This window comes from Paraglaciecola aestuariivivens, from assembly GCF_052983255.1.
The window spans coordinates 263,907-290,732 of sequence record NZ_JBRKBA010000004.1; the positions used below are offsets into that span (position 1 = coordinate 263,907).

26 protein-coding genes are annotated in these 26,826 nt (G+C 40.2%); 14 read left to right on the plus strand and 12 right to left on the minus strand.

Features of this window, described 5'->3' with window-relative positions; all coding sequences use genetic code 11:
* Positions 1-98: 98 nt before the first annotated feature.
* From ACVCDT_RS08100 to ACVCDT_RS08110, 3 genes are all read left to right on the plus strand, one after another.
* Positions 99-446, plus strand: coding sequence for a Fis family transcriptional regulator (locus tag ACVCDT_RS08100; protein ID WP_447132261.1), 348 nt, complete (start codon positions 99-101; stop codon positions 444-446).
* A 457-nt stretch (positions 447-903) separates the two neighbouring features.
* A complete protein-coding gene (locus tag ACVCDT_RS08105) occupies positions 904-1,794 on the plus strand; it encodes a DMT family transporter (RefSeq protein ID WP_447132262.1) in 891 nt (296 codons plus the stop codon).
* On the plus strand, positions 1,791-3,008 hold the full coding sequence (locus tag ACVCDT_RS08110; protein ID WP_447132263.1) for a M24 family metallopeptidase: 1,218 nt from the start codon (positions 1,791-1,793) through the stop codon (positions 3,006-3,008). Before ACVCDT_RS08105 ends, ACVCDT_RS08110 begins: the two co-directional genes overlap by 4 nt.
* Before the next feature lie 85 nt (positions 3,009-3,093).
* On the opposite strand, the gene ACVCDT_RS08115 is transcribed toward ACVCDT_RS08110, so the two are convergent.
* From ACVCDT_RS08115 to ACVCDT_RS08135, 5 genes are all read right to left on the minus strand, one after another.
* Entirely contained in the window at positions 3,094-3,942 is an 849-nt protein-coding gene (locus ACVCDT_RS08115; RefSeq protein WP_447132264.1) for a peptidylprolyl isomerase, read from the minus strand.
* Between the two features lie 73 nt (positions 3,943-4,015).
* Positions 4,016-4,381 (minus strand): hypothetical protein, encoded by a 366-nt coding sequence (locus ACVCDT_RS08120; RefSeq protein ID WP_447132265.1) that lies wholly within the window; start codon positions 4,379-4,381, stop codon positions 4,016-4,018.
* On the minus strand, positions 4,381-4,557 hold the full coding sequence (locus tag ACVCDT_RS08125; RefSeq protein WP_447132371.1) for a DUF3820 family protein: 177 nt from the start codon (positions 4,555-4,557) through the stop codon (positions 4,381-4,383). The genes ACVCDT_RS08120 and ACVCDT_RS08125 overlap by 1 nt, the downstream gene beginning before the upstream one ends.
* A gap of 31 nt (positions 4,558-4,588) precedes the next feature.
* Complete coding sequence (locus ACVCDT_RS08130) at positions 4,589-6,394, minus strand: ABCB family ABC transporter ATP-binding protein/permease (RefSeq protein WP_447132266.1); 1,806 nt, start codon at positions 6,392-6,394, stop codon at positions 4,589-4,591.
* Between the two features lie 52 nt (positions 6,395-6,446).
* A complete protein-coding gene (locus ACVCDT_RS08135; protein ID WP_447132267.1) occupies positions 6,447-7,535 on the minus strand; it encodes a GGDEF domain-containing protein in 1,089 nt (362 codons plus the stop codon).
* Positions 7,536-7,880: 345 nt separating this feature from the next.
* Here ACVCDT_RS08135 and ACVCDT_RS08140 point away from each other — a divergent pair, with 345 nt between their 5' ends.
* On the plus strand, positions 7,881-9,965 hold the full coding sequence (locus ACVCDT_RS08140) for a M13 family metallopeptidase (protein ID WP_447132268.1): 2,085 nt from the start codon (positions 7,881-7,883) through the stop codon (positions 9,963-9,965).
* Positions 9,966-10,031: 66 nt separating this feature from the next.
* Here ACVCDT_RS08140 and ACVCDT_RS08145 read toward each other — a convergent pair whose 3' ends face one another.
* Positions 10,032-11,150 (minus strand): zinc-binding dehydrogenase, encoded by a 1,119-nt coding sequence (locus tag ACVCDT_RS08145; protein ID WP_447132269.1) that lies wholly within the window; start codon positions 11,148-11,150, stop codon positions 10,032-10,034.
* 175 nt (positions 11,151-11,325) lie between these two features.
* The gene (asnS, locus tag ACVCDT_RS08150) at positions 11,326-12,723 is read right to left on the minus strand and encodes an asparagine--tRNA ligase (protein ID WP_447132270.1); all 1,398 of its coding nucleotides are present in this window, start codon (positions 12,721-12,723) and stop codon (positions 11,326-11,328) included.
* Positions 12,724-12,961: 238 nt separating this feature from the next.
* On the opposite strand from asnS, the gene ACVCDT_RS08155 reads away from it, so the two are divergent.
* Complete coding sequence (locus tag ACVCDT_RS08155) at positions 12,962-13,354, plus strand: hypothetical protein (RefSeq protein WP_447132271.1); 393 nt, start codon at positions 12,962-12,964, stop codon at positions 13,352-13,354.
* A gap of 109 nt (positions 13,355-13,463) precedes the next feature.
* Positions 13,464-14,009 (plus strand): DUF6817 domain-containing protein, encoded by a 546-nt coding sequence (locus ACVCDT_RS08160; protein WP_447132272.1) that lies wholly within the window; start codon positions 13,464-13,466, stop codon positions 14,007-14,009.
* A 73-nt stretch (positions 14,010-14,082) separates the two neighbouring features.
* Here ACVCDT_RS08160 and cysK read toward each other — a convergent pair whose 3' ends face one another.
* Positions 14,083-15,084, minus strand: a complete 1,002-nt coding sequence (gene cysK / locus ACVCDT_RS08165; RefSeq protein ID WP_447132273.1) for a cysteine synthase A — start codon at positions 15,082-15,084, stop codon at positions 14,083-14,085.
* Between the two features lie 144 nt (positions 15,085-15,228).
* Here cysK and ACVCDT_RS08170 point away from each other — a divergent pair, with 144 nt between their 5' ends.
* The 5 genes from ACVCDT_RS08170 (at position 15,229) to ACVCDT_RS08190 (ending at position 19,958) form a co-directional block, all read left to right on the plus strand.
* Complete coding sequence (locus ACVCDT_RS08170) at positions 15,229-15,678, plus strand: Lrp/AsnC family transcriptional regulator (protein WP_447132274.1); 450 nt, start codon at positions 15,229-15,231, stop codon at positions 15,676-15,678.
* 85 nt (positions 15,679-15,763) lie between these two features.
* Complete coding sequence (locus ACVCDT_RS08175; RefSeq protein WP_447132275.1) at positions 15,764-17,137, plus strand: Na+/H+ antiporter NhaC family protein; 1,374 nt, start codon at positions 15,764-15,766, stop codon at positions 17,135-17,137.
* Positions 17,138-17,331: 194 nt separating this feature from the next.
* The gene (locus tag ACVCDT_RS08180) at positions 17,332-17,532 is read left to right on the plus strand and encodes a hypothetical protein (RefSeq protein WP_447132276.1); all 201 of its coding nucleotides are present in this window, start codon (positions 17,332-17,334) and stop codon (positions 17,530-17,532) included.
* A 114-nt stretch (positions 17,533-17,646) separates the two neighbouring features.
* Positions 17,647-19,434 carry a GGDEF domain-containing protein gene (locus tag ACVCDT_RS08185; RefSeq protein ID WP_447132277.1) on the plus strand — a complete coding sequence of 596 codons (1,788 nt, stop codon included), beginning with the start codon at positions 17,647-17,649 and terminating at the stop codon, positions 19,432-19,434.
* Positions 19,435-19,487: 53 nt separating this feature from the next.
* Positions 19,488-19,958, plus strand: a complete 471-nt coding sequence (locus tag ACVCDT_RS08190) for a DUF2919 family protein (protein ID WP_447132278.1) — start codon at positions 19,488-19,490, stop codon at positions 19,956-19,958.
* Between the two features lie 8 nt (positions 19,959-19,966).
* On the opposite strand, the gene ACVCDT_RS08195 is transcribed toward ACVCDT_RS08190, so the two are convergent.
* A complete protein-coding gene (locus ACVCDT_RS08195; protein ID WP_447132372.1) occupies positions 19,967-20,380 on the minus strand; it encodes a hypothetical protein in 414 nt (137 codons plus the stop codon).
* A 167-nt stretch (positions 20,381-20,547) separates the two neighbouring features.
* On the opposite strand from ACVCDT_RS08195, the gene ACVCDT_RS08200 reads away from it, so the two are divergent.
* Positions 20,548-21,180 (plus strand): hypothetical protein, encoded by a 633-nt coding sequence (locus ACVCDT_RS08200; protein ID WP_447132279.1) that lies wholly within the window; start codon positions 20,548-20,550, stop codon positions 21,178-21,180.
* 1 nt (position 21,181) lies between these two features.
* On the opposite strand, the gene tcdA is transcribed toward ACVCDT_RS08200, so the two are convergent.
* Entirely contained in the window at positions 21,182-21,985 is an 804-nt protein-coding gene (gene tcdA, locus ACVCDT_RS08205; RefSeq protein ID WP_447132280.1) for a tRNA cyclic N6-threonylcarbamoyladenosine(37) synthase TcdA, read from the minus strand.
* 238 nt (positions 21,986-22,223) lie between these two features.
* Between tcdA and ACVCDT_RS08210 the strand changes: the two genes are divergently transcribed.
* On the plus strand, positions 22,224-23,645 hold the full coding sequence (locus ACVCDT_RS08210) for a mannose-1-phosphate guanylyltransferase/mannose-6-phosphate isomerase (protein ID WP_447132281.1): 1,422 nt from the start codon (positions 22,224-22,226) through the stop codon (positions 23,643-23,645).
* Positions 23,646-23,689: 44 nt separating this feature from the next.
* Positions 23,690-25,135 carry a phosphohexomutase domain-containing protein gene (locus ACVCDT_RS08215; RefSeq protein WP_447132282.1) on the plus strand — a complete coding sequence of 482 codons (1,446 nt, stop codon included), beginning with the start codon at positions 23,690-23,692 and terminating at the stop codon, positions 25,133-25,135.
* Between the two features lie 70 nt (positions 25,136-25,205).
* Here the strand turns inward: ACVCDT_RS08215 and lipA are convergent, their stop codons facing one another.
* Both lipA and lipB read right to left on the minus strand, forming a co-directional pair.
* Positions 25,206-26,168: a lipoyl synthase gene (gene lipA / locus ACVCDT_RS08220; RefSeq protein WP_447132283.1), complete on the minus strand. Its 963-nt coding sequence runs from the start codon at positions 26,166-26,168 to the stop codon at positions 25,206-25,208.
* Entirely contained in the window at positions 26,161-26,823 is a 663-nt protein-coding gene (gene lipB, locus ACVCDT_RS08225; protein WP_447132284.1) for a lipoyl(octanoyl) transferase LipB, read from the minus strand. Before lipB ends, lipA begins: the two co-directional genes overlap by 8 nt.
* Positions 26,824-26,826: the final 3 nt, after the last annotated feature.

Below are 26,826 nucleotides of genomic sequence, written 5' to 3' on the forward strand. Positions count from 1 at the left end.
GGCGCCTGATATTCCCTATTGCTTGGTTTTAAATGATAAACTAGCCGGCCATTTTCAAATTAGAGAAGGGAATTGTTGATAGTAAGGCAGACATTGGCATGAAAAAAACCGTAAAAAAATTAGACAATAATCTTGTTAAAGCGCTCACCCAAGTGTGCGAAGAAGCAAAGCAACAAATATTCGGTTTTGAATGGCTTACCCATACTGCAGACTATTCGAATTTTCCTGCGAGTTTACAAATTACCTGTGTATTTGATACCCAGCAATCCGTCAGTCAAATGCAAGCAAATCAACAAGACCAGTGGTTGCGTAAACAAATACACTCTCAGTTGTTAAAAGCAGGAATATTATTAAAAAACGCTAAACAGCATATTTTTCACGACTCTGAAGAAGCTTGTTTATTAGAGCATAATGGAGACTGGAAACGCAGGTTAGCAGTAAATTAACTATTTTAAAGGTAGTTATTAAATTTTTTGCAAAGAGACTTTTCAAACCCTTGCTTATCGTGGAGTGATGGAGACATTTGGGGACATGCTGAATGATGAAAAAGAAATTGGCACCAGTTTACATTTTATCGATGATAGCAGTATAGGTACAAGGCGGATTACCTCGTACTCTCACTTTAAGGTTGATATTTAAATATATTATCATTGGCTTCCTGTGCATAAATATGTGTTAGAGGGATAATTAATCAAAACTGCTGTAATACGCATTGTAAAACATCAGTTATTAACCACTTATCTGCAACTTATTTCTGGCAGTACATTTTTCGAGAAGCTAAAAGTTTAGATAACTTATGACATTAAGGATTGGCTTTAGTAAATGAGCGTGAAATAGTCGATTTTATCCATAGTTATTACTCCCTAGTAAGCTTTAGCTACATTTAACCAATTGGATTTATTTATGCGTCTAAAAAACAATCCGTACTTTTGGGCTATGTTGGCAGTATTGTTTTGGTCTACTGTGGCCACCGCTTTTAAGATTGCATTAGATTATTTAAGCCCTTTAGAATTGGTGATGTATGCCACAACTAGCTCTGCCTTTGCGTTGTTAGTGACTTGCATAATTCAAAAAAAAGTTAGCCATTGCCCAAAAGAATTAGCTAAACGCCCCTTGTACTACCTTTTGTCAGCGTTGCTAAATCCCATAAGTTATTATTTTGTCTTATTTGGTGCATATAGCTTGTTACCTGGTTCGCAAGCACAACCGATTAATTATACTTGGGCAATATCATTGACCATTATGTCAGCGATATTTTTAAAAAGGCCCATACGCTTAGAGGATGGACTGGCTAGCTTTTTAGGGTACGCTGGGGTGTTTATTATTGCTACTCATGGCGACCTTACAGCATTTGAGTTTGACAGTACTTTAGGGGTTTTACTGGCTTTGCTTTCAACCTTTTTATGGTCGGCATATTGGATTTTGAATGCCCGTATTGAGGTCGATGCTACTGTGTCTTTAACCATAAGTTTTTGTATTGCTACCATTTTGTTATGGTTGTTTTTAGGGCATACAATTGACTCTGGAAATTTAACAGTTATTTCCCTCTCTGCGGTTATCTACATTGGTTTATTTGAAATGGGTATCACCTTTCTATTTTGGTCTAAGGCTATGAAGCTAACCGAAAATACATCTGTGATTGCCAACTTGATATTTTTGTCGCCCTTTATCTCTTTGAGCTTGTTATACTTTATCCGTGGTGAAATTATCTACCCATCTACAGTGATTGGCTTAATTATCATTATTGCGGCGCTACTTCTTCAGCAGTTTTCTTTTAAAAGCAGGAGTATATGATGACACTAGGTGTTGGCGGCATAAGCGAAGAAAAAGCGCTTAGTAGCTTAGAAAATATGACAGGGCAGGTTGAGCCCATTGGGTTAAACGAATATCAACAACGTGTATCAAAAGCACAAAGTTTGATGAAAGAAAAAGGAATAGACGCACTTTATTTAAATGCAGGTACCAACCTTGAGTATTTTACCGGTTTACCTTGGTACGCCAGTGAACGTTTAGTAGGCGCTATTTTGTTACAAACAAGAACGCCAACCTTAATAGCACCGGCTTTTGAACAGGGCTCCCTTGAACAAGCCATGGTGTTAACTTTGGATACATTGATGTGGGAAGAACATCAATCTCCCACGCAGATCATGCTTGACTTTATAAGTAAGCAAGTGGGTAACAATACAGTGTTGGCGATTGATGAGTCTACATCTTATGCACTGGTTTCAAAAATAGAAAATAATAAACAAGGCATAACACTGCGTGATGCTGTAGTAATCACCGGACAATGTCGGATGCATAAATCGGACAATGAGCTAAAAATTATGCAAAGCGCTATGGATATGACGCTTAAAGTACACCAAGCCACTGCTTCAATGTTGTACGAAGGGATCACCACAGCTCAAGTGCAGTCCTTTATTGATAAGGCACATAAAAAAGTTGGGGCGTCTGGTTCGAGTTTTTGTATCGTATTATTTGGCCAAGCAACTGCTTATCCTCATGGAGTGAACTACGAACAAAAATTACAAAAAAAAGATTGGGTGTTAATTGACACTGGCTGCAAGCTCTTTGGTTACCATTCTGACATTACTCGAACTTATGCGTTTGGCTCTCCAACAGCAGCACAAAAAGTATTTTGGGAGTACGAAAGAAGTTTACAAGAGGCGGCGTTTAACGCCGCACAGCTAGGGGAAACCTGTGCTTCAGTGGATAAAGCAGTACGTGACAAGCTTCAGCAACTTAATTTGCAAGCCAATTATAAACTTCCGGGCGTGCCTCATCGAACGGGTCACGGAATAGGCATGGATATTCACGAGTGGCCGTATTTAGTGGGTGGTGATCATACCGAATTAGCACCAGGTATGTGTTTTAGTAATGAGCCCATGGTGATTAACCCCGAGCAGTTTGGTGTGCGTCTTGAAGACCATTTTTATATGACAAAAAATGGAGCAAAGTGGTTTACCCAGCCATCTCGCAATTTGAACGACCCTTTTAACTTGGCAGGTTGAGGCTTTGTGACTGTAAATTATAGATTGGAAGCCTGTTAATCCTTGTTAACTGGCTAGATATTTAACATTGCATGATTAGCTTTATCTATTCTACCACTAAACGGCTTTTTAGTTGGTAATAACATAAGTCTAAATTGCCGTTTCCCTTAAAATGGTAAAACGCATTATCTAGGGTTTTAGCGCTGGATAAACGTTGTTTAACCTGTTCTGAGTTTTGCTGTTGCACTTGTATTTTTAGCAGGTGTTTTTTAGGAACGTCTCTAGCTAGTTTGGCCCAAAGTATTTTGCTGCGTTTGCTGGCATCTTCTATCACGCCGCTGGCGTTGTTTAGTTTTGCTCGGTTTAGGGCTTGCACCGCTGGCATGCCGTAAATTACGCGGCCTATGGAACTCATGTTTCTGTCTAAATGGCGGGTGGCTTGGCCAATTACTATGTAAAATTCTGTGCTGGCAGTGTCTGCTTCTACGCCTCTGGCAAAAGCAACTGCACCGGGGCAATGTAATAGCCATTCTTGTTTGGCTTGTGGGTCTCGCCCTGCAGCAAAACCATGTAAAAAACCTGTTTGTGGTGCAAGAAAATCTGGTGATTGCACTAACATAAAGTCAGATTTTTCTGGAGTAGGGCGGCTAAACTCTGGCTGTAAGTTGTTTTTATTATCGCTTGGCTTTTTTTCTGAATGATCACCGCCCTGTGCCACAAAACCATCTATAACACGGTAAAAATCTAAGCCGTCGTAAAAACCTTCTGCAACTAGATCTTTAAATCTTGCCACATGATTTGGCGCCATAAAAGGGGCTAACTCAATCACTACTGTGCCTGTTTTTAGTTGCATAAAAACCAGATCATCGGGCTCAGGTGTGCGCCACTCCTCTTGGGCGAAACTTAGCGGGCTGACTATAACCAAGAATAAAAAAATACGGCTTAAGATTTTCATATTAGATGCCTAGAAATAAATTGATAAAACAATAAGTTAGCCCAATGAAAAGTGCAACAAGCAAAATTACTTATCACTCAAAATTGAGTTTATCTAAGGCTGCTTGTCTTTCTTGTTCGGTTAATATGCCCACCAATGGGGTTAGGCGTCGATATTTTCTCAGTTGTGGTGAGTCTTCAAGTAAGGTCTGCATAAATAACTTTGGCTCATCTATATGTTCAAGCAAACTAATCCAAAATAAATAAGCGCCGTGACGCATTTTTCCCGACTCATAACGAGTTTCAATGGTGTCTAAAATTTGCGGGATATATTGGTGATTAGCCATGAGTTTTTCGGCCATGGCTTGATGCAAATGTAATATTTGTTTGTCCAGATTATCTTGTTGAGCAGTTTGAGGTCTATCGCGCATGCGCTGACGAGAATGTTGCTGATAAGGCATTAATTGTCTCTAAGTAGGGGCGCTAACATAGATTCCAAGCCGTTTACTTTAACTTCATGTATCAAGGCTAGTTGTTGGCCTAATTTGCCTTCGGGGAATCCTTTGTTGTTAAACCAGACTAAGTAGGGCTCAGGTAAGTGCAGCAGTTTTCGGCCAGCATATTTACCAAAGGGCATGTCTTGATTGATGGCGTCCAATAAGGCTTGTTTATCCACTAGTGCTCTCGTCTTGTTGATTGTTTTGCTGGGCTTGCCATAGTGCTTTATACGCACCGTTTTGGCTTAATAGTTGTTGATGGCTGCCTTGCTCTACTATTTTCCCATTATTCATTACCACAATGTTATCGGCATCCACTATGGTAGACAAGCGGTGGGCTATCACCAAACTTGTATGGCCTTGGGAAATTTCTTTTATAGCGCTTAAGATAGCTTGTTCTGATTGGCTATCTAACGAAGATGTTGCTTCGTCAAACACCATGATAGGTGGACGTTTTAGAATGGTTCTGGCAATAGCGACACGCTGTTTTTCACCACCTGACAACTTCAATCCGCGTTCACCCACTTTAGTTTGCTCACCATCAGGTAGTGAGGCAATAAAGTGAGTTAGATGGGCTAAGTTGATGGCTTGTTGCACTTCTTCATCTGAGGCATCGGGGCGGCCATATCTAATGTTTTCTAATATCGTATCGTTAAACAACACTGTATCTTGCGGCACTATGCCTATGGCTTTGCGTAATGAGTGTTGGTTGACCTTGCGAATATCTTGCCCGTCAATGCAGATTTTTCCGCGCGTGGTATCGTAAAATCTGAATAATAATTTAACTAAAGTTGATTTACCCGAGCCGCTTTCACCCACCACCGCCACTTTTTGGCCGGGTAAAATTTCAAAACTAATATCATGCAAAATTGTGCGATCAGGGCGATAACTAAACTGCACTTGTTCAAAAGTGATTTTACCTTGCTTGATACTTAAGTCTTTGGCCGTTTCGTCTATGGGTACATTAGGTTTTTTATCTAGCAGGTTAAACAGGTTTTCGATATTGGCTAATGAACCACGAATTTCGCGGTAAACAAAGCCTAAAAAGTTGAGCGGCATAAATATTTGCATGGTAAAGGCATTGATTAAAACAAAATCGCCTATGGTCATCTTGCCTTGCGCGACATTGTAGGCAGCTAGTGCCATCATGCTAGTCATTGCAATGGCGATAATTGAGGCTTGCCCACCGTTTAAGGCAAATAAAGATAAGCGATTTTTGCGCCGTGCCGCTTCCCAATTGGCAAGATCATGGTCGTATCTAAAAGCTTCATAATCTTCATTATTAAAGTATTTAACGGTTTCGTAATTTAATAGGCTGTCAATTGCTCGAGAGTTACTGCTGGAATCGGCTTGATTCACTTCGCGCACGTATTTAGTCCGCCAGTCTGTGGCTTTAACAGAAAACCCAACGTAACTGATCACTGAGGCCAAAATAATGAGCGCAAAACTCAGCCCATAATTATAAAATAATACCCCCACAACTACAGCAATTTCGAACAAAGTTGGGCCGATATTAAATACTAAAAAGCGCATCAAAAAGCTAATGCCGCTGGTGCCTCGCTCAATATTTCGTGAAAGCCCGCCAGTTTGCCTATTTAAATGAAAGTCTAAATCTAAGCTATGCAAATGACGAAAGACTTTTAATCCGAGATTGCGCATAGCGCGCTCGGTTACACGACCAAACAAGGTATCGCGTATTTCACCAAATAACACATTGGCTAGTCTTAAAACTCCATAAGCGGCGATTAGCCCAAAAGGTACCAAGACTAATTCAGTATCGGGCGATACTTGGTTTAAGGTGTCTACTGTATATTTTAAAATAAAGGGTAAATAAATACTGACCACTTTAGCGGCAATTAAAAATAACAGCGCTAGCCCAACTCTTAGTTTAAATTCAGTTAAGTAGGGCCAAAGTTGCAAAAAGATACGCCAGTTTAGGGGCGTATCAGGAGGAACAGGAAATCGATGTGAGCGCATAGTTTGCAAGCCCTAGATGCATGAATAGGCTAAAAGTGGGGGTGAAAACGCGTTAATCAATGATACAGAGGTTTCTACCTTGAGTTTTGGCTGCGTAAAGGTTTTTATCAGCTTTGGAAATAGCTTGATGAATGCTGTCTTGCTCGGTTAATTGGTGAATACCAAAACTAACAGTCACATTAAAGGTTTTATCCTTATGTTGAAACTCTTCGCTTTCAATTTCTTTACGTAACTTTTCAGCTAATAAAAGTGCTTGTTTACCTGTGGTTTCGGGTAATAAAAATAAGTATTCTTCGCCACCCCACCTAGCCACAGAATCTTGTTTACGTAGGCCTAATTTAAACTTGTTAGCAAAGTCTTTAATAATAGCATCGCCTTTATCATGGCCGTATTGGTCATTGATTTTTTTAAAGTGGTCGATGTCGCACATCATGACAGTTAAATCACTGGCATAACGTTTTCTGCGATCATATTCCTCTTGCAGGGCTTCAACCATTCCACGGCGATTTAATAAGCCAGATAATGGATCGTGCATAGCTTGTTTTTCAAACTCTTCACTCATTTCTCGCATGCGGCTGAATGAGCTTTGACGTGCGTACTCATAAAAAGCAAATAATAACGAAACGGTTAAAAACGAATAAAGGATCCGTGACTTAAATTCGTAGGTATAGGAATAAACTAATAACTTGTCGTCAGGAAAAAACATCACAACTGCAATCACAGTGATAAACAAACCTAAGTGTAAGGAGCCTTTTATCATGCCACCAAAGAATAAGGTCATGGGCGGCACAATATACAACCACAGTGGTCCTGTACCCTCAACGCCGCCAGTCACCACTAAATACAACATTAACAACATTAAAGAAATAATGACCAAGGTTGACGCAAATACAAAAGGATTTTTAATGCTAGTGGAGCGTAAAATAAGGTTAGAGGATAAAAAGATAAATCCTGATATGACTAATAGTATTCCCAATACCCAATCTGCGCGTAAAAGCGCACTAGAACCTAAAATAAAGCAGGTCATGTAGCCGATGAAACCAAATAGGTTGGTAATCATTACCTTTTGGCTGGATTCAGGATCTTGTTTGTCGTTGACCCCGTTATTTAAATAATCTTTGACTAACTTTTTTACATCCATAGATGACAATTATTCGGCTAAGCCGCATATCCTTGTTAATTGTGTGCCAATGCTTATTGTTTTGGTATCTGGCGCGTAAGGGAAAGTCCTCATTTTCACCTTTAGCTAAGTTTTCCATAGTAAAAGGAATAGGCGCAGATTTAAAGTGTAACTTTTGATTAGGTTTAGTGTAAACAAATTGTTAAGTGTCTGAGTTGGTTTAAATTATTTTTAGATAGATAGCTAAGTGTTAGGTCAAATTTACACTTAGACATAAACTCATTAGAAAATGGTTACAATTTTATTGACCAAATCTTGAAGCTTTAAGGTAGAGTGCCCCGTTTGTTTAAATAAATCGGGGAAACAATGAAAAAAACAATAATAAGTGCAGCTATATCTTCAGTATTTTTATTTACAGCATGTAGTAAGCAAGAAAATTCCGCTCAAACCAAATTATCAGAAAGCCCAGTTGAATTGTCTGCAAGTCAAGGTCAAGCAGAGCTAGGTAGCTTTGGGGTTGAGTTAGACGCACGCGACCTAACAGTTAATCCAGGCGACGACTTTTTTAAATATGCCGGTGGTACTTGGTATGACAACTTTGAAATGCCTAGCGATAAAACCCGCTTTGGCGCTTTTGACAAGTTGCATGAGCGCAGCGAAAACGAAATCAAAGCGATAGTGGATGAAATTTCTCAAGCCAGTGATTTAAATGCTGAACAGCAATTGGTGGCAAACTTTTATTCGGCCTATATGGATGTAGAGGCTATCAATGCTAAAGGCTTATCGCCAATTCAGCCTATGCTTGAAAAAATTCAGCAAATCGACAATAAAAAAGCCCTAACTTTAGCTTTTGGTAACGCATGGCGAGAAGGCACGGTTAGCCCAATTTGGGCAGGTTTAGGTTTTAACCGCTTAAATCCAGATCAATATCAAATGTCTGTTGGGGTAGGGGGCATTGGCCTACCAGATCGTTCTTATTATCTTGAAGATAATGAACGTTTTGAAAAAATTCGTCAGGCGTATGTTTTACATATTGCGCAAATGTTACGTTTTGCTGACTTAGCTGAGGCCGATGAAAAAGCCCAGCAAATCTTAGCTTTAGAAACACAAATTGCCGAGGTTCAATGGCCCCGTGAAAAGCGCCGCAACCGAGACTTAACTTTAAATCAAATTGAACGTGCTGAATTAGCCACATCTTACCCAAATTTTGATTGGGATAGCTTTTTCTCTCAAACCGGTTATGTGGTACCACATTTAAATGTTTCTCAACCAGAGCCTATTAACGCTGTTATACAGGTTATTAATGAACAACCTTTAGATGTATGGAAGGTTTATATGACCTACCACACTATATCTAACCATGCGTCTATGTTGTCAGATGAAATTTTTAACGCCAATTTTGACTTCTTTGGTAAAACTTTAAGGGGACAGCAAGAGCCACGCCCAAGGTGGAAACGCGCCATTTCAGCTATGTCTGGCACACAATCTCTTGGTTTTGCCATTGGTAAAACCTATGTAGAAAAACATTTTCCAGCTAGCTCAAAAGAGCAAATGGCTGAGTTAGTTGAAAACCTTCGTAAAGCCCTAGGCGAGCGCATTGAAAACTTAGATTGGATGGGTGAAGAAACTAAAGTGAATGCCCAAGCTAAGTTAGCGGCTTTTGTGCCTAAAATTGGCTATCCAGACAAGTGGCAAGGTTACGAAGGACTCGAAATTAAAGCAGATGATTTAATTGGTAATGCTGTACGCTTACGTGAGTTTTTCCGTGCAGACAGTGTGGCAAATGAATTAAATAAAACCGATCGTAATCGTTGGGGCATGACCCCGCAAATGGTTAACGCCTATTACAATAGTTCATTTAATGAAATTGTTTTTCCAGCTGCCATATTACGTCCACCATTTTTTGACCCTAATGCCGATCCTGCGGTTAACTACGGTAGCATAGGGGCAGTAATTGGACACGAAATGGGGCATGGATTTGATGATCAAGGCTCTAAATCAGACGCCAATGGTATTCAGCAAAACTGGTGGACAGATCAAGACCGCGCGGCCTTTGAATTAAAAGCCGATGCCTTAGCTGCACAGTACAGCCAATATGAGCCAATCGAAGGAAACTTTGTGAATGGGCGTAATAGTTTAGGTGAAAACATTGGTGATGTAGGCGGGTTAGCCATGGCTTATCATGCGTATAAACTTAGCCTAAATGGTCAAGAAGCCCCAGTGATAGATGGTGTGACAGGTGACCAACGCTTCTTTTTGGCATGGGCGCAAGTTTGGCGTGAAAAACGTACTGAGGAAAGCATGTTATCGCAGCTTAAAGGCGGTACTCATGCGCCAGGTCGTTACCGTGCATTGGCACCACGAAATCACGATGCTTGGTACGATGCCTTTAACGTGCAACCAGAAGATGAGTTGTACTTAGCACCAGAAGAGCGAGTACGTATTTGGTAGTTAATCAAAGCTAACTAAATTGGGCGCCTAAAGGCGCCCATTTTTTTGTTGTTCAATAACGAGTGATTATTTAGATGGATTGATTAAATACTTTTCACCGGTCTTTTTAGCATTGTACTTTAAGGCAATTTTAGGCTGAATAGCTTCTTCTAAACTTAACTCTCGACTAAATGAAGAAGCAAAAGTGCTATCAATTTCATCGGCTACGCGTTTATGCAGCAGCAAGATTTTGTCTACTGGTAACTTGCCTAAAAAGCGCATTAATAACCAGCCGCCAATGCCCCAGGTCATACCATAGGCACGATTTAAGATAGTAGGAGAAAAGTCTAAGCCGCCATAAATGTAAACTTGTTTATTGGCATCACTACCGTAGGTATTAAAGCCTACCGCATCTTTGCTTCCCACCATTTCCATGGCGGTTAAAATATCACTAACTAATTCTCCTCCCCCTATGGCGTCAAATGCCAAAGTCGCGCCTGTTGCTTCTATGGCTTGATATAGGTCGGTTTTAAAGCTTTCTTGTGATGAATCACAAATGTATTTGGCACCTATTGCTTTTAATATATCTACTTGTTCTTGATTACGAACAATATTGACCAAGGGCACATCTTCAGCCAAACAAATCTTATTTAACATTTGTCCTAAGGCTGATGCAGCAGCCGTATGGACCAACGCTTGATGACCTTCCATACGCATGGTTTCTACCATACCTAAGGCAGTTAATGGATTAACAAAAGACGAGGCTGCTTGCTTAGCTGTAGTGCCTGGATTGTGTACTAAGCAGGCTTGAATAGGCACGCAACAATATTGAGTATAAGTTGCGCCAGATAATACCCCAACAGTTTTACCCATCAGAGCTTGAGCCGCTGGGCTATCACCTGCAGCAACAACAGTTCCTGCACCTTCATTGCCTATTGGTAGGGTTTGATCTAGTCGTGATTTAATCCGTGGCAACATGCCTTTGAATACTGGCGCGGTCAGCATTTTTTTGTTTGGATCATATTCTGCTTCGGCTAAATTGGCCGGACCAAACATAGGCCACATATCTGAAGGATTGATAGGCGCAGCTTCTATTTTTACTATCACTTCATGGGGCTTAGGTTTAGGAATAGGTACTTCTTTAATTGGCATTTCTAATTGCCCTGACGAAGTAATTAAAGTGAATAGCTGTTGAGTGCTGTGCATGGTATCTGTTTCTCCTGACTTTCAGTAATAAGCGAATACGTTAACCTAAAGGTTGTAGTACCACTATTTTTATCATGAACATATATGGATAAATTTTTGATATAGCAAGTTTAAGGCAAAAAAATAGCCACCTAAAGGTAGCTATTTAATGAATTGCTGAGTGGATAACCCTAGCTTAATAATTAGCGTTGCCAGGAGTTCGTGGAAAGGCAATAACATCACGTACGTTTTGCATACCAGTCACATAAGCCACTAAACGTTCAAAGCCTAAACCAAATCCAGAGTGGGGCACTGTGCCGTAGCGACGTAAATCACGATACCAGCTGTAGTCTTCTTGACTCAATCCCATTTCTGCTAAACGTTGGTCAAACACATCTAAACGCTCTTCACGCTGCGAGCCACCGATGATTTCGCCTATACCCGGGGCTAACACATCCATTGCTGCCACGGTTTTGCCGTCGTCATTAATACGCATATAAAACGCTTTAATGTCTTTCGGGTAGTTTTGCATAATGATAGGTGCGCCTACATGCTCTTCGGCTAAATAACGTTCATGCTCTGAAGAAAGATCTACCCCCCAACTCACAGGAAATTCGAATTTTTTGCCACAGTTTTGCAAAATTTCAATGGCATCAGTGTAGTCCATGCGTACAAAATCTTGCTCTATGACTTTTTCTAAGCGTGAGATGGCGTCTTTGTTAATACGCTGAGCAAAAAATGCCATATCGTCGGCGCGTTCAGTTAACACGGCTTTAAAAACATATTTTAATAAGTCTTCTGACAATTGCGCAATGTCGGCTAAATCAGCAAAGGCAACTTCTGGCTCTATCATCCAAAATTCGGCTAAGTGTCGGCTAGTATTTGAATTTTCAGCTCTAAAGGTGGGGCCAAAAGTATAAATTTTTGACATGGCAGTGGCGTAAGTCTCGCCATTTAATTGCCCAGAAACGGTCAAAAAGGTTTCTTTGCCAAAAAAGTCTTGGCTGTAATCCACTTCGCCCTTATCGGTTTTAGGGATATTCAACATGTCTAAAGTAGAGACTCTAAACATCTCACCTGCGCCTTCAGTATCGCTAGCGGTTAATATTGGGGTACTTACCCAGCAATAACCTTGTTCGTGGAAAAAGCGATGAATGGCTTGGGATAAACAGTTACGTACACGGGTAACTGCGCCACCTACATTTGTGCGGGCACGTAGATGCGCATGTTCACGTAGGTATTCCATGCTATGGCGTTTAGGAGCCATAGGGAAGGTGTCTGGATTTTCTACCCAGCCCACTATGTTAATGTTTTGGGCTTCAATTTCTAATGATTGACCTTGACCCTGAGATTCTTTTAACACACCTGTGACTTCTAGCGAGCAACTCGTAGTGAGCTTTTGAACATCGCTATAATTTTCTAAACTATTTAGCGCAATAACTTGAATAGGATCGAAGCAACTTCCGTCATGTAAGGCGATAAATGATAACCCTGCTTTTGAATCACGACGAGTTCTTACCCACCCTTTAACTGTGACTTGGTCACCAACTGAATATTTACCGGCAAAAATCTCTGCCACCGGGGCGTGCGCCATTTACTTCTCTCCAATTTGTGGAAAAATATTTCCTATTAATAAAACTACATATGTTCAGAATAGAAATCACAAAGCCTTAAAATAGCTATAGAATCTGAACAAAATGCCGAAATTAATCACCAGTAATTGAAATTTGATGACATTGTGCTACTTGGCTAATCTCGCAAGGGGTGTAATCTTACTCAGGTAGCGCGTAGACTCAAGAAAAATCGACAATTTAACGAGTATTTATAGGCAAATGAAAAACTCAGCAGCAAAGCAAGGCAACGATCCTAATCGACGCAAGCTTCCGCGGGAAAAAGACCGCTTTTTTCAATGTTTAGTGGCATTGAACGTTTTAGGCTGGTTTGTTTTTTTAGGGGCCTTATTGGTTTTTCACGATGCGCGCCCCGAATTTGTGTCTGGGGTACAAGCATTTTGGGGAATTGAAGGGCGTCAGCAGTGGCATCAAAGTTTATTAGGATATTTAATAGGGTTGTTAAGTTTGTGTGTGTTGATCAGCCTAATAGTGTTGATTATGAAACGCCAACGTAACCGCCGAGAACAAGATTATTATGGAATTAACGGCTATGTTTTAATGTTTACTGCCGCTTCAAGTTTAATTATTTTATATTTTGAATTTAATCCTTAGTCTTTCATCATAAGTCAATATCTGGCTTAATAAGTCTCTCATGCTTAAGAATAATTAAAATTATTGCAACAACACAGATAAAGAGCCCTTGTGTATTGCAGGGAGTTGTATGGATCAAATATTTTTAAAACTTATACAGTTAGGCGCTGGAAAGTTTGAACATGCAGATGCCAAGTTAATCGCGCACCTTGAAGGCACAGCTTGTTTGTTAAAAGAGTGGCATGCCAGAGAAGAGTTACAACAAGCTGGGTTATATCACCTTGTTTATTCTACCAGCGCAGACAAAAAAATAACTCCAGCTCAACGCCAAGACGTAGCCACTGTGATTGGGGATAAAATAGAAAAACTGCTCTACGACTTTTACCAATGTGAAGCCCTGGGCGTTTTTGAACCGTCTGCAAATCAAAACTCTAAGGCTAGCGAGTTACTGGCAAGTATCAGCAATAAAGTTGCCATATCGCAGCAAAGGTTAGCCCAGCTAACTGAGTTAAAAGCAGCGATTATGGTGGATAAATGTATCTACGCCCCCGAATATGCAAGGCCAGATACAGGCGCCTTAGCTTACCTTTTTAAGGCCTTAGAAAGCTTATTAAGTGAAAGTGCCAAGCGTAAAATTGCTTTTGTCTTAGCAACCTTCTCAGCTCCCAATACTTAATTATCCTCTGATCTTTTAGTTGTTAACCCTAACCCTATGCCAACTACCAGATTAGGGCGGGCTAATTAAGCCCTTAGTCTTTAAATAATTCAGTACTAAAATAACGTTCAGCAGTATCAGCCATAATAGTGACAATATTTTTACCGCGGTTTTGTAGTCTTTGCCCAACTTGAATGGCGGCATAGGCGGTGGCGCCTGAAGAAATCCCCACTGGTAAACCTTCTAACCTTGCTAATAGTCGTGCGTGCTCTATGGCTTGCTCATCGGTGACAGTTAAAATTTCATCTAATAAGTCTGTTTGTAACACATCAGGAACGTGCCCTGAGCTTAATCCTTGAATTTTATGAATGCCCGATTTTCCTTGGCTTAAAACAGGGCAAGAGGCGGGTTCAACTGCAATAATTTGAATGTCTTGGTTTAAGGATTTTAACGCCTTAGCTATCCCTGTTATGGTGCCACCTGTGCCGATTCCTGCGACTAAAATATCCACTTTACCTGCAGTGTCTCGCCATATTTCTTGTGCAGTACTAGCAAAGTGAGTGGCCGGATTCGCTTGATTTGCAAATTGATCAAGCATGACTGCATGGGGATTTTGGGTGACCAATTGCTTGGCGTGGTCAATGGCCCCTTTGGTTCCTAACTCTTTGGCAGTGGTAACCACTTTAGCGCCATAGTGTTTAATTAGTTTTTGTCTTTCAATCGACATATGCTCGGGGATCACTACTGTTAATTTAATCCCTCGCAAGGCGCATACCCAGGCACAGGCTACCCCATTGTTGCCCGATGTAGGCTCGATAATTTCGGTCTTGTCGGTAAAGCTATCTGAGCACATCAACGCATCTATCATGGCAATGGCGGGTCGATCTTTAATAGAGCCAGCTGGGTTAAAATATTCTACTTTAGCTAAGATATTTGCTTCTACATTATAGGTTTGCGCCAATCTAGATAGTCTGACCATAGGGGTCTGGCCAATTGTTTGGGTGATATCATCGTAAATTTTACCTTTTGTTAAGATATCAGGCGTTTCGGCTGAATGTGAAACAATATTAACTGCAAGGTTTTGTTGCTGTGGCATAGTAAAATAATCCATTGGCTAAAGGTGTGAATCTCAGGCTATTTTGCCATGCTGGGATAAGAATAAATTTTTAAAAAATCTACAAACATGCTAAAACTTTAAAAATTAATGCTGTTAAAGATGTGAATTTGGAAAAAATTTTCTATGGATAAATTGGATCGTGAAATTTTACGTTGTTTGCAACAAGATGCCACATTAGCTGTTGCTGAGATTGCCGAGAGAATTGGCTTAAGTACCACGCCATGTTGGCGACGTATTCAAGCCCTAGAAGCAAAAGGCGTGATTGAAAAGCGTGTGGCATTAGTAAACGCCCAAAGTTTAGGCTTAAATATGACGGTTTTTGTGCAAGTTAAAGCGGCCAAACACGATGCAACTTGGTTAAAAAAGTTTGCTCAACATGCACAAAGCATTGAGCAAATCGTCGAATTTTACCGCATGAGCGGTGAATATGACTACATGCTAAAAGTTGTGGTGGCAGACATGCCCGCATTTGATGTATTTTATAAAAAACTTGTGGGTGGAATTGATTTGTCTGATGTCACATCAAGCTTTGCTATGGAACAAATCAAATACACCACCGCACTACCTGTTTAATATTATCTGCCATGGGCTTTTAATTAAGTCTCTTTGTTTGATGTATTTACCCATTAAAAACGAGTTATCAAAATAAGGTTATTTCATGCATTGGTATTCTATTTTACCCCCTATTATTGCCATCATTATTGTATTTTGGCGTAAAGAAGTCATTTTGGCCTTAGTTATGGCTATTTTGAGCGCAGAGTTTCTACTGGCTTACCAAAATCAAACTGAGGTTTTATTTACTGGTTTTATTGGTTCAATAGAGCGGGTAGTGGAGATAGTCACTTCGGCTGGAAATAGTCGGATACTGTTATTTAGCGTGTTGATCGGGGCGCTTTTGGCTTATATGCGTCATTCAGGCGGGGTTACCGCAACGGTAGAAATGCTGATTAACAAAGGGGTGGCGAAAAACCGCAAACAAGTTGGGTTACTCACTATGTTTACTGGCATGGTGGTGTTTATTGAGTCTAATCTTAGTGTGTTAGCTTCTGGCATATTGTCTCGAGGTTTATACGACAAATTTAAAATGAGTCGAGCGCGTTTGGCCTATGTGATTGATAGCACCAGTGCACCTATTTGTATTCTAATTCTGTTAAACGGCTGGGGCGCCTTTGTTCTTGGCTTGTTAAGTAATTACGAATTAGAGCAAAGTGCAGTGTCAATTTTATGGGGTACAGTGCCTTTGAATTTTTACGCCATAATCGCGCTAATTATTGTGCTCTATACTGTGCTAGCCGACAAAGTACATGGCCCTATGCGCCAAGCAGAACAAGAGTTAGCCAAATTAGAAGGTGAACAACAAGCGGTTAAAGGCACCAAAGCCAGATTTATGCTGCTGCCTTTAGCAACTATGATCTTCAGCATGATAGGTTTTATGTTGTGGACAGGTAATGGTGACTTAGCCAGTGGTAGCGGCAGTAAGTCGGTGTTATACGCAACTTTATTAGCCTGCTTTATGGCCTATGTTTTATTGCTTACGGGAAAACGCTTTTCGCACAAGGAATTAGTGGATACAGGATTTAAAGGAATGGGCGAGATTTTACCTTTAGTAACTATAGTTTTGTTCTCTTTAACCTTAGGTGCAAGTTTAAAAGAATTAGGCACAGGGGTATTTGTTGCTGGGGTTGTGGGAGACTACTTGCCAATTAGCCTAATTATTCCTGTGTTGTTTTTGGCCGGGGCTGTGATGTCTTTTACTACCGGAACCTCTTGGGGCACCTTTGCGATTCTTATTCCAATTGGAGTGCCGTTAATTCAAACCTTAGGTTTGCCACCATCTTTAGTTATTGCCGCGATTTTAGGCGGTGGAGTATTTGGTGATCACTGTTCGCCTATATCAGATACCACAGCTGTATCTTCTATAGCCTCAGGTTGTGATTTATTAACCCATGTGCGTACACAAATGCCTTATGCCTTAGTTGGGGGGGCGTTAGCATTTATTGCTTATTTTGTGGCGAGTTTAATCATGATTTAACTTATCCACTAACCAAAAAGACAATATTGATGAAACGCACCAAATTTTATCAGTTCAGCTAAAAATTAGGTTTATTTCTACAAGTCTATTAATAAATGTCTATTTAACTTGTTGAAAATAAAGAGATTAATAGTTGGCCTTGGTTTTGCTTAGTGATAGTAACTAATGTGTTATTATCACTAACGAGACCTGTTATGCACAATAAAAAACTATTTTGTTTGGTGTTTGTTTTATTTTCTTGCATTGAGTTCAGCCAATTTGCTTATTCTCAAGATCAGCTGGTAGCGCCTAATGATGTGCCAGCGGATTTTGCAATCTGTGTAGAGCAAACTAGTTACACAAATCAGCCTGACAAGCTTGACGAACTTGCTCTTTCTAGCTGTTTAGCAGAATAAATAGCCTAGACGCGAATATAATCGACTCAACCAAGTGTTTGATCTTAGACAAAAATTGTCGATTTTGTGGATTGAGCTGGAAATATTCCGCAGTTAACATTATGTTTAAAGGCTATGAATAAGGCACTACTTTTCGCCTTAGTGCTTGCCTTAAAAGTCACTGTTTTAGGCATAATGTATTTTGGTTTTTCCCTAAAGGTCCAGGCCGATGGGGTAAATGAGTTCATTTTGCAAAGCAAAGTGACGACTTATGATTGTCCCGCTGACGAGTTTATTCCTAAATTAGAACACTATCTGCAACAAAGCCTCACGGCTTCCCAGAGAATTCAGTTGCTTGTGCATAAATCACATTGGTTAATTTGCATGGGTAAAAATGACCAAGCCTATCAATTATTAAATGCATTGTTAGCCAAGCCAGAACTTGAAAAAGGTTCAGAGAGCCATGCCAGTATTCTGTATCAACTAGGCTTTATCTTAGATGTACAAGACAACCCCAAACGCTGCGATTTTTATCAACAAGCCGAGCAACTTGCCAAAGATTCATTTAATGATATTTATCTCAGTGCAAAATTGGGGTTAATTACTGTTTGTCAGCAAGATCAAGATCTTGGAGTAAAATTAGGGCGATTATTTGCCTTATTAAAACGCTTCACTTTGATAGATGATCAAGCAGCAATAGCGCATATTCACAATAGTATAGGGCTAATGTTTAGCGCAATAGGACAAATGTCACTGGCCGCCCAACAGTACGAAAAAAGTTACCAAATTGGACTTAATGTTTACGAAGAAAAAAATCAACTGGCGCCCTTAATTAGCGTTATTACAGCCTACTCTGGCAGTGGAGACTATCAAAAAGTAGCACAGCTAATTCAAGAATTAGGTGAAAGAAACTTAGCTATCAACACCCCGCTTACCAATAATTGGTTTCACTTTGCCCAAAGTCGGCATGCGCAGCGCACTGGCGATTACGAATTGCTAAGGCAAAGCCTGCGCGCTTGGCAGGTGTTTATTGAGCAAATATCCAATCAAACTATGCAAAAACTATTTAACTGGTATCGCGCTGTTTTGTGTTTACATGATCAAGACAAAATTTGTGTGGCGAGTTATTTGGCCAGTTTTAAAGATGATCCTCAGGGGTTAACTGGGCGATTAGCCAGAGATGTACATTTCATTGGCTTTTTGGTCAAAGCCCAATTGTTTCTGGGAGATTTAGAGGCGGCCAAGCAGAGTTTTGAAAATTACCAAAAGGTAACCCAGGAAAAAGTTAGGCGCCAACAGTCATCGGCTAGGGTATTAGGGGTTGCGCATTTACATAATGAAATCATTGGATTAGAAACCAGTTTGGCTGAGGCTGAGCAAAAGCGCTGGTATGCCATTGCTTTGGTCATAATATTAACTCTAGTCTTATTAGGATTAGGCTATTACATTGTTAGAAATAGTCAGTTTAATCGGCATAAATTTGATAAATTAACTGAGCTACTTAGTCAAAAGTGGTTGCTAGCCAAAATTAGAAAGGTGAAAAAAAGTCAAAGCGGCAAAGTTAATGCTTTAGGCGTATTAGAATTGACTAATATTCAAGATATTATTCAAATTTATGGGGCAAAAGTAGGGCAAAACGCAATTAAACAAATTGCAGACGCTTTAAAACAAATTACCCGTAAACAGGAAATGTTAGGCAGAGTAAAATCGAATTTATTTTTACTTTGCCTTGCCAATGTAGAAGATAAAGTCGCGTCTGAATTGTTTGCGCGTATCCAACAAAACTTAGAGCGGGTGATTTTATCTATTGAAGGGCAACATGGCATTGAAATTTGCACAAGTATACATATTTATAATACAACTAATGACCTTGCCGATATTCATGAAGTATTAGCGGAAATCAGCCAAGCGTTAAATAAATAATAAGCACCGACCATACTCTTCTATAGTTGTTGTAAGGAAGTCTCACAATTAAATTGTTATTACCTTTAAAGTATTATGATGATGCAGGGCGAGTTAAGCCTGCAATGGGCTTGTACCTATTAATCTTGTACTTATGTCGCAGTATTTTAGTGTTAATTGGTGCCTTAACTATGCGCGAATATACTGATCAATTACTGGCAATTGTTTACCCAGAACAACACTTTTTGTACCTTAGTTTACTAATTGCACTGCCTGCTTTGTTCACTTTATTTATTTTGGGGTTTAGAGAGAAAATTTGGTTGTCTGGGCGGGAATGGATATTTTTATTGATAAAACCTTTACTGGCCTTGTCTATTTTAGCCGATTTAATTTTACATATAGTGTTAGCCAACAGCCAAGCCTGGGCGTTTTCATGGGTGTTAGCAGCGAGTTTGCTAACCGACTGCTTGGCCTTGTTTTATATAATAAAAGATCAACACATACGCTTAATGGTAAAAGATTGGCGTAAAGGCCAAGTTTACTAAGCGGAAATTTATTGCAAGCTATTGGCGACGGCTTGGTCAAAGTAATTTTTAACACTGATTTGACTGTCGTTTACTAATCGCTGATAACAAATTCCAGCAAAGGCGTAAGTGTTTCCCGCATAGTTTAGTACCACATAAGGGGCATCAGGATCAGACTCATCATAATTCCAATTTCCGCCAATTTTTTTACGGAATATTTCACCCACATAGGCTCCATAAATATTGCAAATAGTAAAGACTGCATTTGGCTCAAGAGCTTGATCTTTATATCTAGCCAGCCAACTTAAGATCACCTCGTCAACTAATTCAATGCTTTGTTCTGTCACATCTAAGAGTATATTGAACTCTTCTTCTGTGGTGGTTATGGCATTTTGAGCACTGTCTATCATGATTTCAGTCAATTCAGCTGAGGTCATTTGCATCATATTTCTCGCTTTTTATATTTTTTACTATTGTGTTGTTTATTAATGAATTTGTCGAATACAAATACTAATTTCGCTTAAGTCTATTTTATTTTTTTAAAATTGTTGACTGATCTAAGTGGTTTTTAGCACGTATCATTTAGGTGTTTAATCAACAGGTGTAGTCGTTGAAATATTCGTTTTTCTTACCCTTTTCGGCTCTCATAGTAGTGTTAGGTTTTGCTGCCATTGAAAATTACAGCATATTGCCCAACGGCTTAACCTTATTAAAACAGTTACAACAAACATTCGATGGTTACTTTTACGCAGTAATAGTTTGTATCATATTGCTCGAATCTATTGTTTACGTTGGTTTTTATTTTCCTGGGCAATTTTTTGCGGTGTTATTGGTGGTGTTAGCTAATCCACAAGCAAAAGATTTAGCCTATTTGACTTTAGCTATGGTTGTGGCTGCTACTTTAGGCTCTTATATAAATTACCACTTGGGCCGATTATGGCCGCAATCAACCACTCAGGCTGGCAAAGTGTCAGTTAAAAAATTGCTGCTAGCCATGATACACATCAATTCATTGGCATTTTTTATGTTTCACCAAGGCGCCACTCAGCAGAGTAAAAAAGTCATATTTCTTGCCGCGCTGCTGAATTTGCCTTATTACTTAATGCTCATTTGGGCGACATCAGTATTCAGCCAAGAGGTGTTACAAATGGCTGAAAATACTTGGTTACTGGCCACAATAGTGAGTATTTGGTTGGCGATTAGTGTTTATCTTGATTTGCGCAATAAGCCCAGCAAAACCTAAGTTAATTGTTAGCCTGTTGGTGTTTGGCTAGAATTTTATTGATCACTCGGGCTACTGCCACAAAACCAAAAGTAGCAGTGACAGCCACAGCTGCACCAAAGCCATTGTTACAATCGAGTTTAACACTGCCATCTTGTAGCGTTTTTTTACTGCAGACACTACCGTCAGCTTGCGGGTAGCGTAATTGCTCTGTGCTATACACACAATCTACTGCAAAACGTCGTTTTACATTGGTACTAAAGCCATAAAAACGACGTAATTCGGAACGTAACTTAGCCGCTAAGGGATCTTGAATGGTTTTGCTTAAATCTGTCACACTAATTTGGGTGGGATCGATTTGTCCTCCGGCCCCACCTATAGTAATAATTGGAATTTTATTACGCTTACAATGGGCGATCATGGCCGCTTTAGCTTTAATGCTGTCGGTGGCATCTACCACATAATCAAAACCAGCATTTAACAAAGTCGCGGTGTTTTCTGGGGTGATAAAGTCTTCTATTGAGGTGACCTGACAATCAGGATTAATTTGCCGAATACGTTCGGCCATCACATCAACTTTGGCCTGACCTATAGTGTGGCTAAGGGCGTGAATTTGTCTGTTAGTGTTAGTTACACAGAGATCATCTAAATCAATTAAAGTGATTTTGCCTATAGCCGTTCTGGCTAAGCCTTCGGCAACCCAAGCACCTACACCACCAATGCCAACCACACAAATGTGCGATTGATTTAAAATATCGGTTTCGGTTACACCATATAAACGTTGGGTACCACCAAAACGATGGGAAAAAGAGTCGGGAGTTGCCATAAATACATTTAGTTAATTTAGTTTTAGCGGATTATACCAGTGTCAATTAGGTTTAAGGTATCTGTGACTCGGCTTTTTTAAACAATAATGGCTGATATTGTTCAATTAATGGCCTTAGTCGAGGTTTTGTTGATTGAACATAGCCCCAAGCTTTAATACTATTCATCTATATGAATTATCAGCAATTTTAGATTTTTGCGATAAACCTCAGGCAGTAACAAGGAATAAGGAATAAAAAATGAAACCTGTTGTCTTAGCTGGTGGAAGCGGTAGCCGTTTATGGCCTAAATCAAGAGCGGCATTGCCTAAGCAATTCCTAAGTTTAACCAGTGAATTGACCATGTTACAAGACACTATAGGTCGGTTAGCTGGCACTAATGCTGAACAACCCATAGTGATTTGCAACGAAGCTCATCGCTTTCTTGTTGCTGAACAAATGCGTCAACAAGACATTAAACATGGTGGAATTTTACTCGAGCCTATGGGGCGTAATACCGCACCAGCTATTGCTCTTGCTGCCTTACACGCGAGTTTACATGGTGAAGATCCTACCTTATTAATATTAGCTGCTGATCACCTTATCAATCAGCCAAGTGAATTCCATAAAGCCATTGCTCAGGCTGATGTATTGGCCAATCAAGGTAAATTGGTCACCTTTGGCATAGTGCCTGACTCGCCCCATACTGGTTATGGTTATATTAAACGTGGCGATAAAGTGGCAGGACATGACGTTGGCTTTGATGTTGCTGACTTTGTAGAAAAGCCTGATTTGGCTACAGCACAAGAGTATGTCGACTCAAAAGCATTTTATTGGAATAGCGGCATGTTTATGTTTAAGGCCAGCCGTTATTTACAAGAGTTAGAAAAGTACGCGCCAGAAATGCTAGATATTTGTAAACAAGCCATAGCCACAGAATCCACCGATCTAGAATTTGTAAGAGTGGATGCCGGTATATTTGAAACCTGTCCTGATGATTCCATTGACTATGCGGTAATGGAAAAAACCGATGCCGCTTGTGTGGTACCACTAGATGCGGGTTGGAGCGACGTGGGTAGTTGGTCATCTTTGTGGGAAACCGCTAAACAAAAAGATGCTAATAACAATGTGGTAATAGGCGATGCCATTTTAGATGGGGTAAACAATAGCTACATTAATGCCGAGCAAAGACTTATTTCCGTAGTAGGCTTAGACGATGTGGTGGTGGTCGAAACCAAAGATGCAGTGCTGGTGGCGCATAAAGACAAAGTGCAAAATATTAAAAACGTGGTTAATCAACTTAAAGATGAGCAGCGCCCAGAATGGGAGTTTCATCGCGAAGTCTTTAGACCATGGGGCAGTTATGATTCCATAGATAATGGTGAACGTTTTCAAGTTAAAAGGATCACGGTAAACCCCGGCGAAAAACTATCTGTGCAAATGCATCATCATAGAGCTGAGCACTGGATAGTTGTGTCAGGTACAGCAAAAGTCACCAATGGCGATAAGACTCTATTATTGTCAGAAAATCAGTCAACCTATATTCCTATTGGTGCTGTACATGCTCTAGAAAATCCAGGTTGTATTCCATTGGAGTTAATTGAGGTTCAGTCTGGCAGCTATTTAGGCGAAGATGACATAGTGCGTTTTTCTGATAGATATGGCCGTGTTGACGCAAAATAAGCTAACCAGGTCAAAAATTAAGTGGCCAAGTAAAAAGAGATTTTATGAAAATTACCTGTTTTAAAGCCTACGATATTAGAGGCAAGTTACTTGAACAACTAGACGAAACTGTGGCCTATCGCATTGGTCGGGCCTTTGCTGAATATATGCAGAGTAAAACCGTTGTAGTTGGAGGAGATGTACGCTTAACCTCTGAGCCTCTTAAATTAGCACTGGCCGCCGGATTGATTGATGGTGGAGCCAAAGTTACTGATTTAGGCATGACAGGTACCGAAGAAATTTATTTTGCCACTAAACATTTAGCAGTCGATGGCGGCATAGAAGTAACCGCTAGCCATAATCCAATAGATTACAATGGCATGAAGTTAGTAAAAGCCGATGCTAAGCCTGTTAGTGGTGATACAGGTTTGTTTGCTATACGTGACTTAGCCGAAACCTACAGTACTGAATTAGTCAAACAAAGGCTCACGCACTTTAGCCAAAGGTTAGTGACAGAGGCTGAGTTTATACAAGGCCAAGGCTCGGTAAATGTAGAAAAATTAACCCAAAGTGGGCAATATTCTGTACTTAACAACATGTCTGACTATGTTGCACATATGTTGTCTTATATTGATGTTAAAAATATTACGCCACTTAAACTAGTAGTGAATGCCGGCAATGGGGCTGCAGGTCATGCCTTGGACGCTATTGAGCAGGCCTTACAAAGCGCTGGAGCACCTATTAGTTTTGTTAAAGTGCATCATCAACCCGATGGCAGCTTTCCTAATGGCATTCCAAATCCATTATTACCTGAAAGTCGGGCAGATACCGCCAATGCTGTGATTAAGCATAAGGCCGATATGGGCATTGCTTGGGATGGGGATTTTGACCGCTGCTTTTTATTTGATGAAAACGGCGACTTTGTCGAAGGCTATTATATAGTGGGTTTACTAGCCAAAGCCTTTTTAGATAAAAAACCAGGCTCAAAGATCATTTACGACCCAAGAGTGTATTGGAATACCGAAGACATAGTAAACGAAGCGGGCGGGGTACCCATAAAAAGTAAAACCGGTCATGCGTTTATAAAAGAGCGGATGCGAGCCGACGACGCCATTTATGGGGGCGAAATGAGCGCTCATCATTACTTCCGCGATTTTGCTTATTGTGACTCAGGTATGATCCCTTGGTTATTGGTTGCTGAACTTTTATGTACAAGTCAAAAACCACTTTCTCAATTGGTCAAAGAGCGTATTGCTGCTTTCCCATCATCCGGTGAAATTAATCGTAAACTGGCCGATCCAGATGCCGCTATCAAGTCTATCTTAGCTAAATATCAAGAAAACGCGCTAAACATTGACTACACAGATGGCATAGGGGTGGAGTTTTCAGATTGGCGTTTTAATTTACGTAAGTCCAATACCGAACCTGTTATTAGGCTGAATGTAGAATCTCGCGCCAACATTGATTTAATGCAACAAAAAACCCAGGAATTGTTAGCTTTATTGAGCTAATACTCAGGCGCTAAGGTATAAAAAAACCAGTCTTTTTGACTGGTTTTTTTGTTTAGCTAATGGCTTATGTTTACTTAATTTCTTCACCAGCGGCTTGTTTATCAGCATGGTAGCTTGAACGAACCATAGGCCCACAAGCAGCATGGCTAAAGCCTAGCTGTTTGGCTATTTCACCCAGCTCGTCAAATTCACTCGGGTGTACATAACGTTTTAAAGGGAAGTGATGCTTACTAGGCTGAAGATATTGCCCTAGTGTTAACATCTCTACGTCATGGGCTCTAAGATCTTTTAATACTTCTGCAATCTCAAGTTTATCTTCGCCCATGCCCATCATTAACCCTGATTTAGTCGGAATATCTGGGTGTTGTTGTTTAAATTTTTTCAATAAGTCTAAGGACCATTGATAATTGGCACCTGGACGACACTCGCGGTACAAACGAGGGATAGTTTCAAGGTTGTGGTTAAACACGTCTGGTGGGCCTTTTTTGAGGATCTCAAGGGCTCTGTCCATGCGTCCTCTAAAGTCTGGCACTAGTACTTCAATCTTAGTGTTAGGGCTATGCTCACGAATGGCGTTGATGCAGTCCACAAAATGTTGGGCACCGCCATCACGTAAATCATCACGATCTACTGAAGTGATAACCACGTATTTTAGTTTCATTTCAGCAATGGTTTTTGCGAGTTTAATTGGCTCTTCAGCATTTGGTGGTAAGGGTTTACCATGGGCAACGTCACAAAATGGGCAGCGTCTGGTACAGATGTCGCCTAAAATCATAAAAGTCGCGGTGCCATGATTGAAGCATTCGGCAAGGTTAGGGCAACTGGCTTCTTCACAAACCGAATGTAAATTGTTTTTACGCAAAGTTTTTTTAATGTGATCAATTTTGTCGGTACTACGAGGCAACTTAATTTTGATCCATTCTGGCTTGCGCAACATTTCGGCCTTTTCTGTGGGCACAATAGTGATGGGAATATGTTTTAACTTTTCATCATCGCGGAGTTTTACTCCCGCTTGTTGGCGTGCGTTAGTCATTAAAGCCTTCTTTACTTTCTATATTATTGATACCCAAAAGGGTAGTTAAATGAGTTACCAGTGCATCACTAGCTTGCTGTAGCGTACTTGGACCTTTTAATTGTGCGCAATCTACCATTTCTAAACCAGCATAACCACAAGGGTTAATACGTTGAAACGGAGATAAATCCATATTTACATTTAAGGCTAGTCCATGAAATGAGCAGCCTTTTCTGATCCTTAAGCCAATAGAGCAGATTTTTTTCTGTTCTACATAAACACCAGGCGCATCAGCTTTAGGGTAGGCGGCAATAGCATAATCTTTTAACGTATTGACCACAGATTCTTCTAATGCTGTAACTAACTGGCGAACACCTAATTGATTGCGTTTTAAATTTAATAGCACATAGAGCATGAGTTGACCTGGGCCATGATAGGTAACTTGTCCGCCTCTATCTACTTTTACCACAGGTATATCCCCAGGCATTAACAAGTGTTCTTCTTTGCCCGCTTGGCCTTGTGTAAATACCGCTTGATGCTCAACTAACCAAATTTCGTCTGGGCTTTGCTCAGTGCGATTATCGGTAAAGTTTTGCATAGCTTGCCAAACCGGCAAATAAGGTTGTGAGCCTAATTGCCTAACGATCAGCTTATTGGGGTTAACGTCTTGGGTCACCCT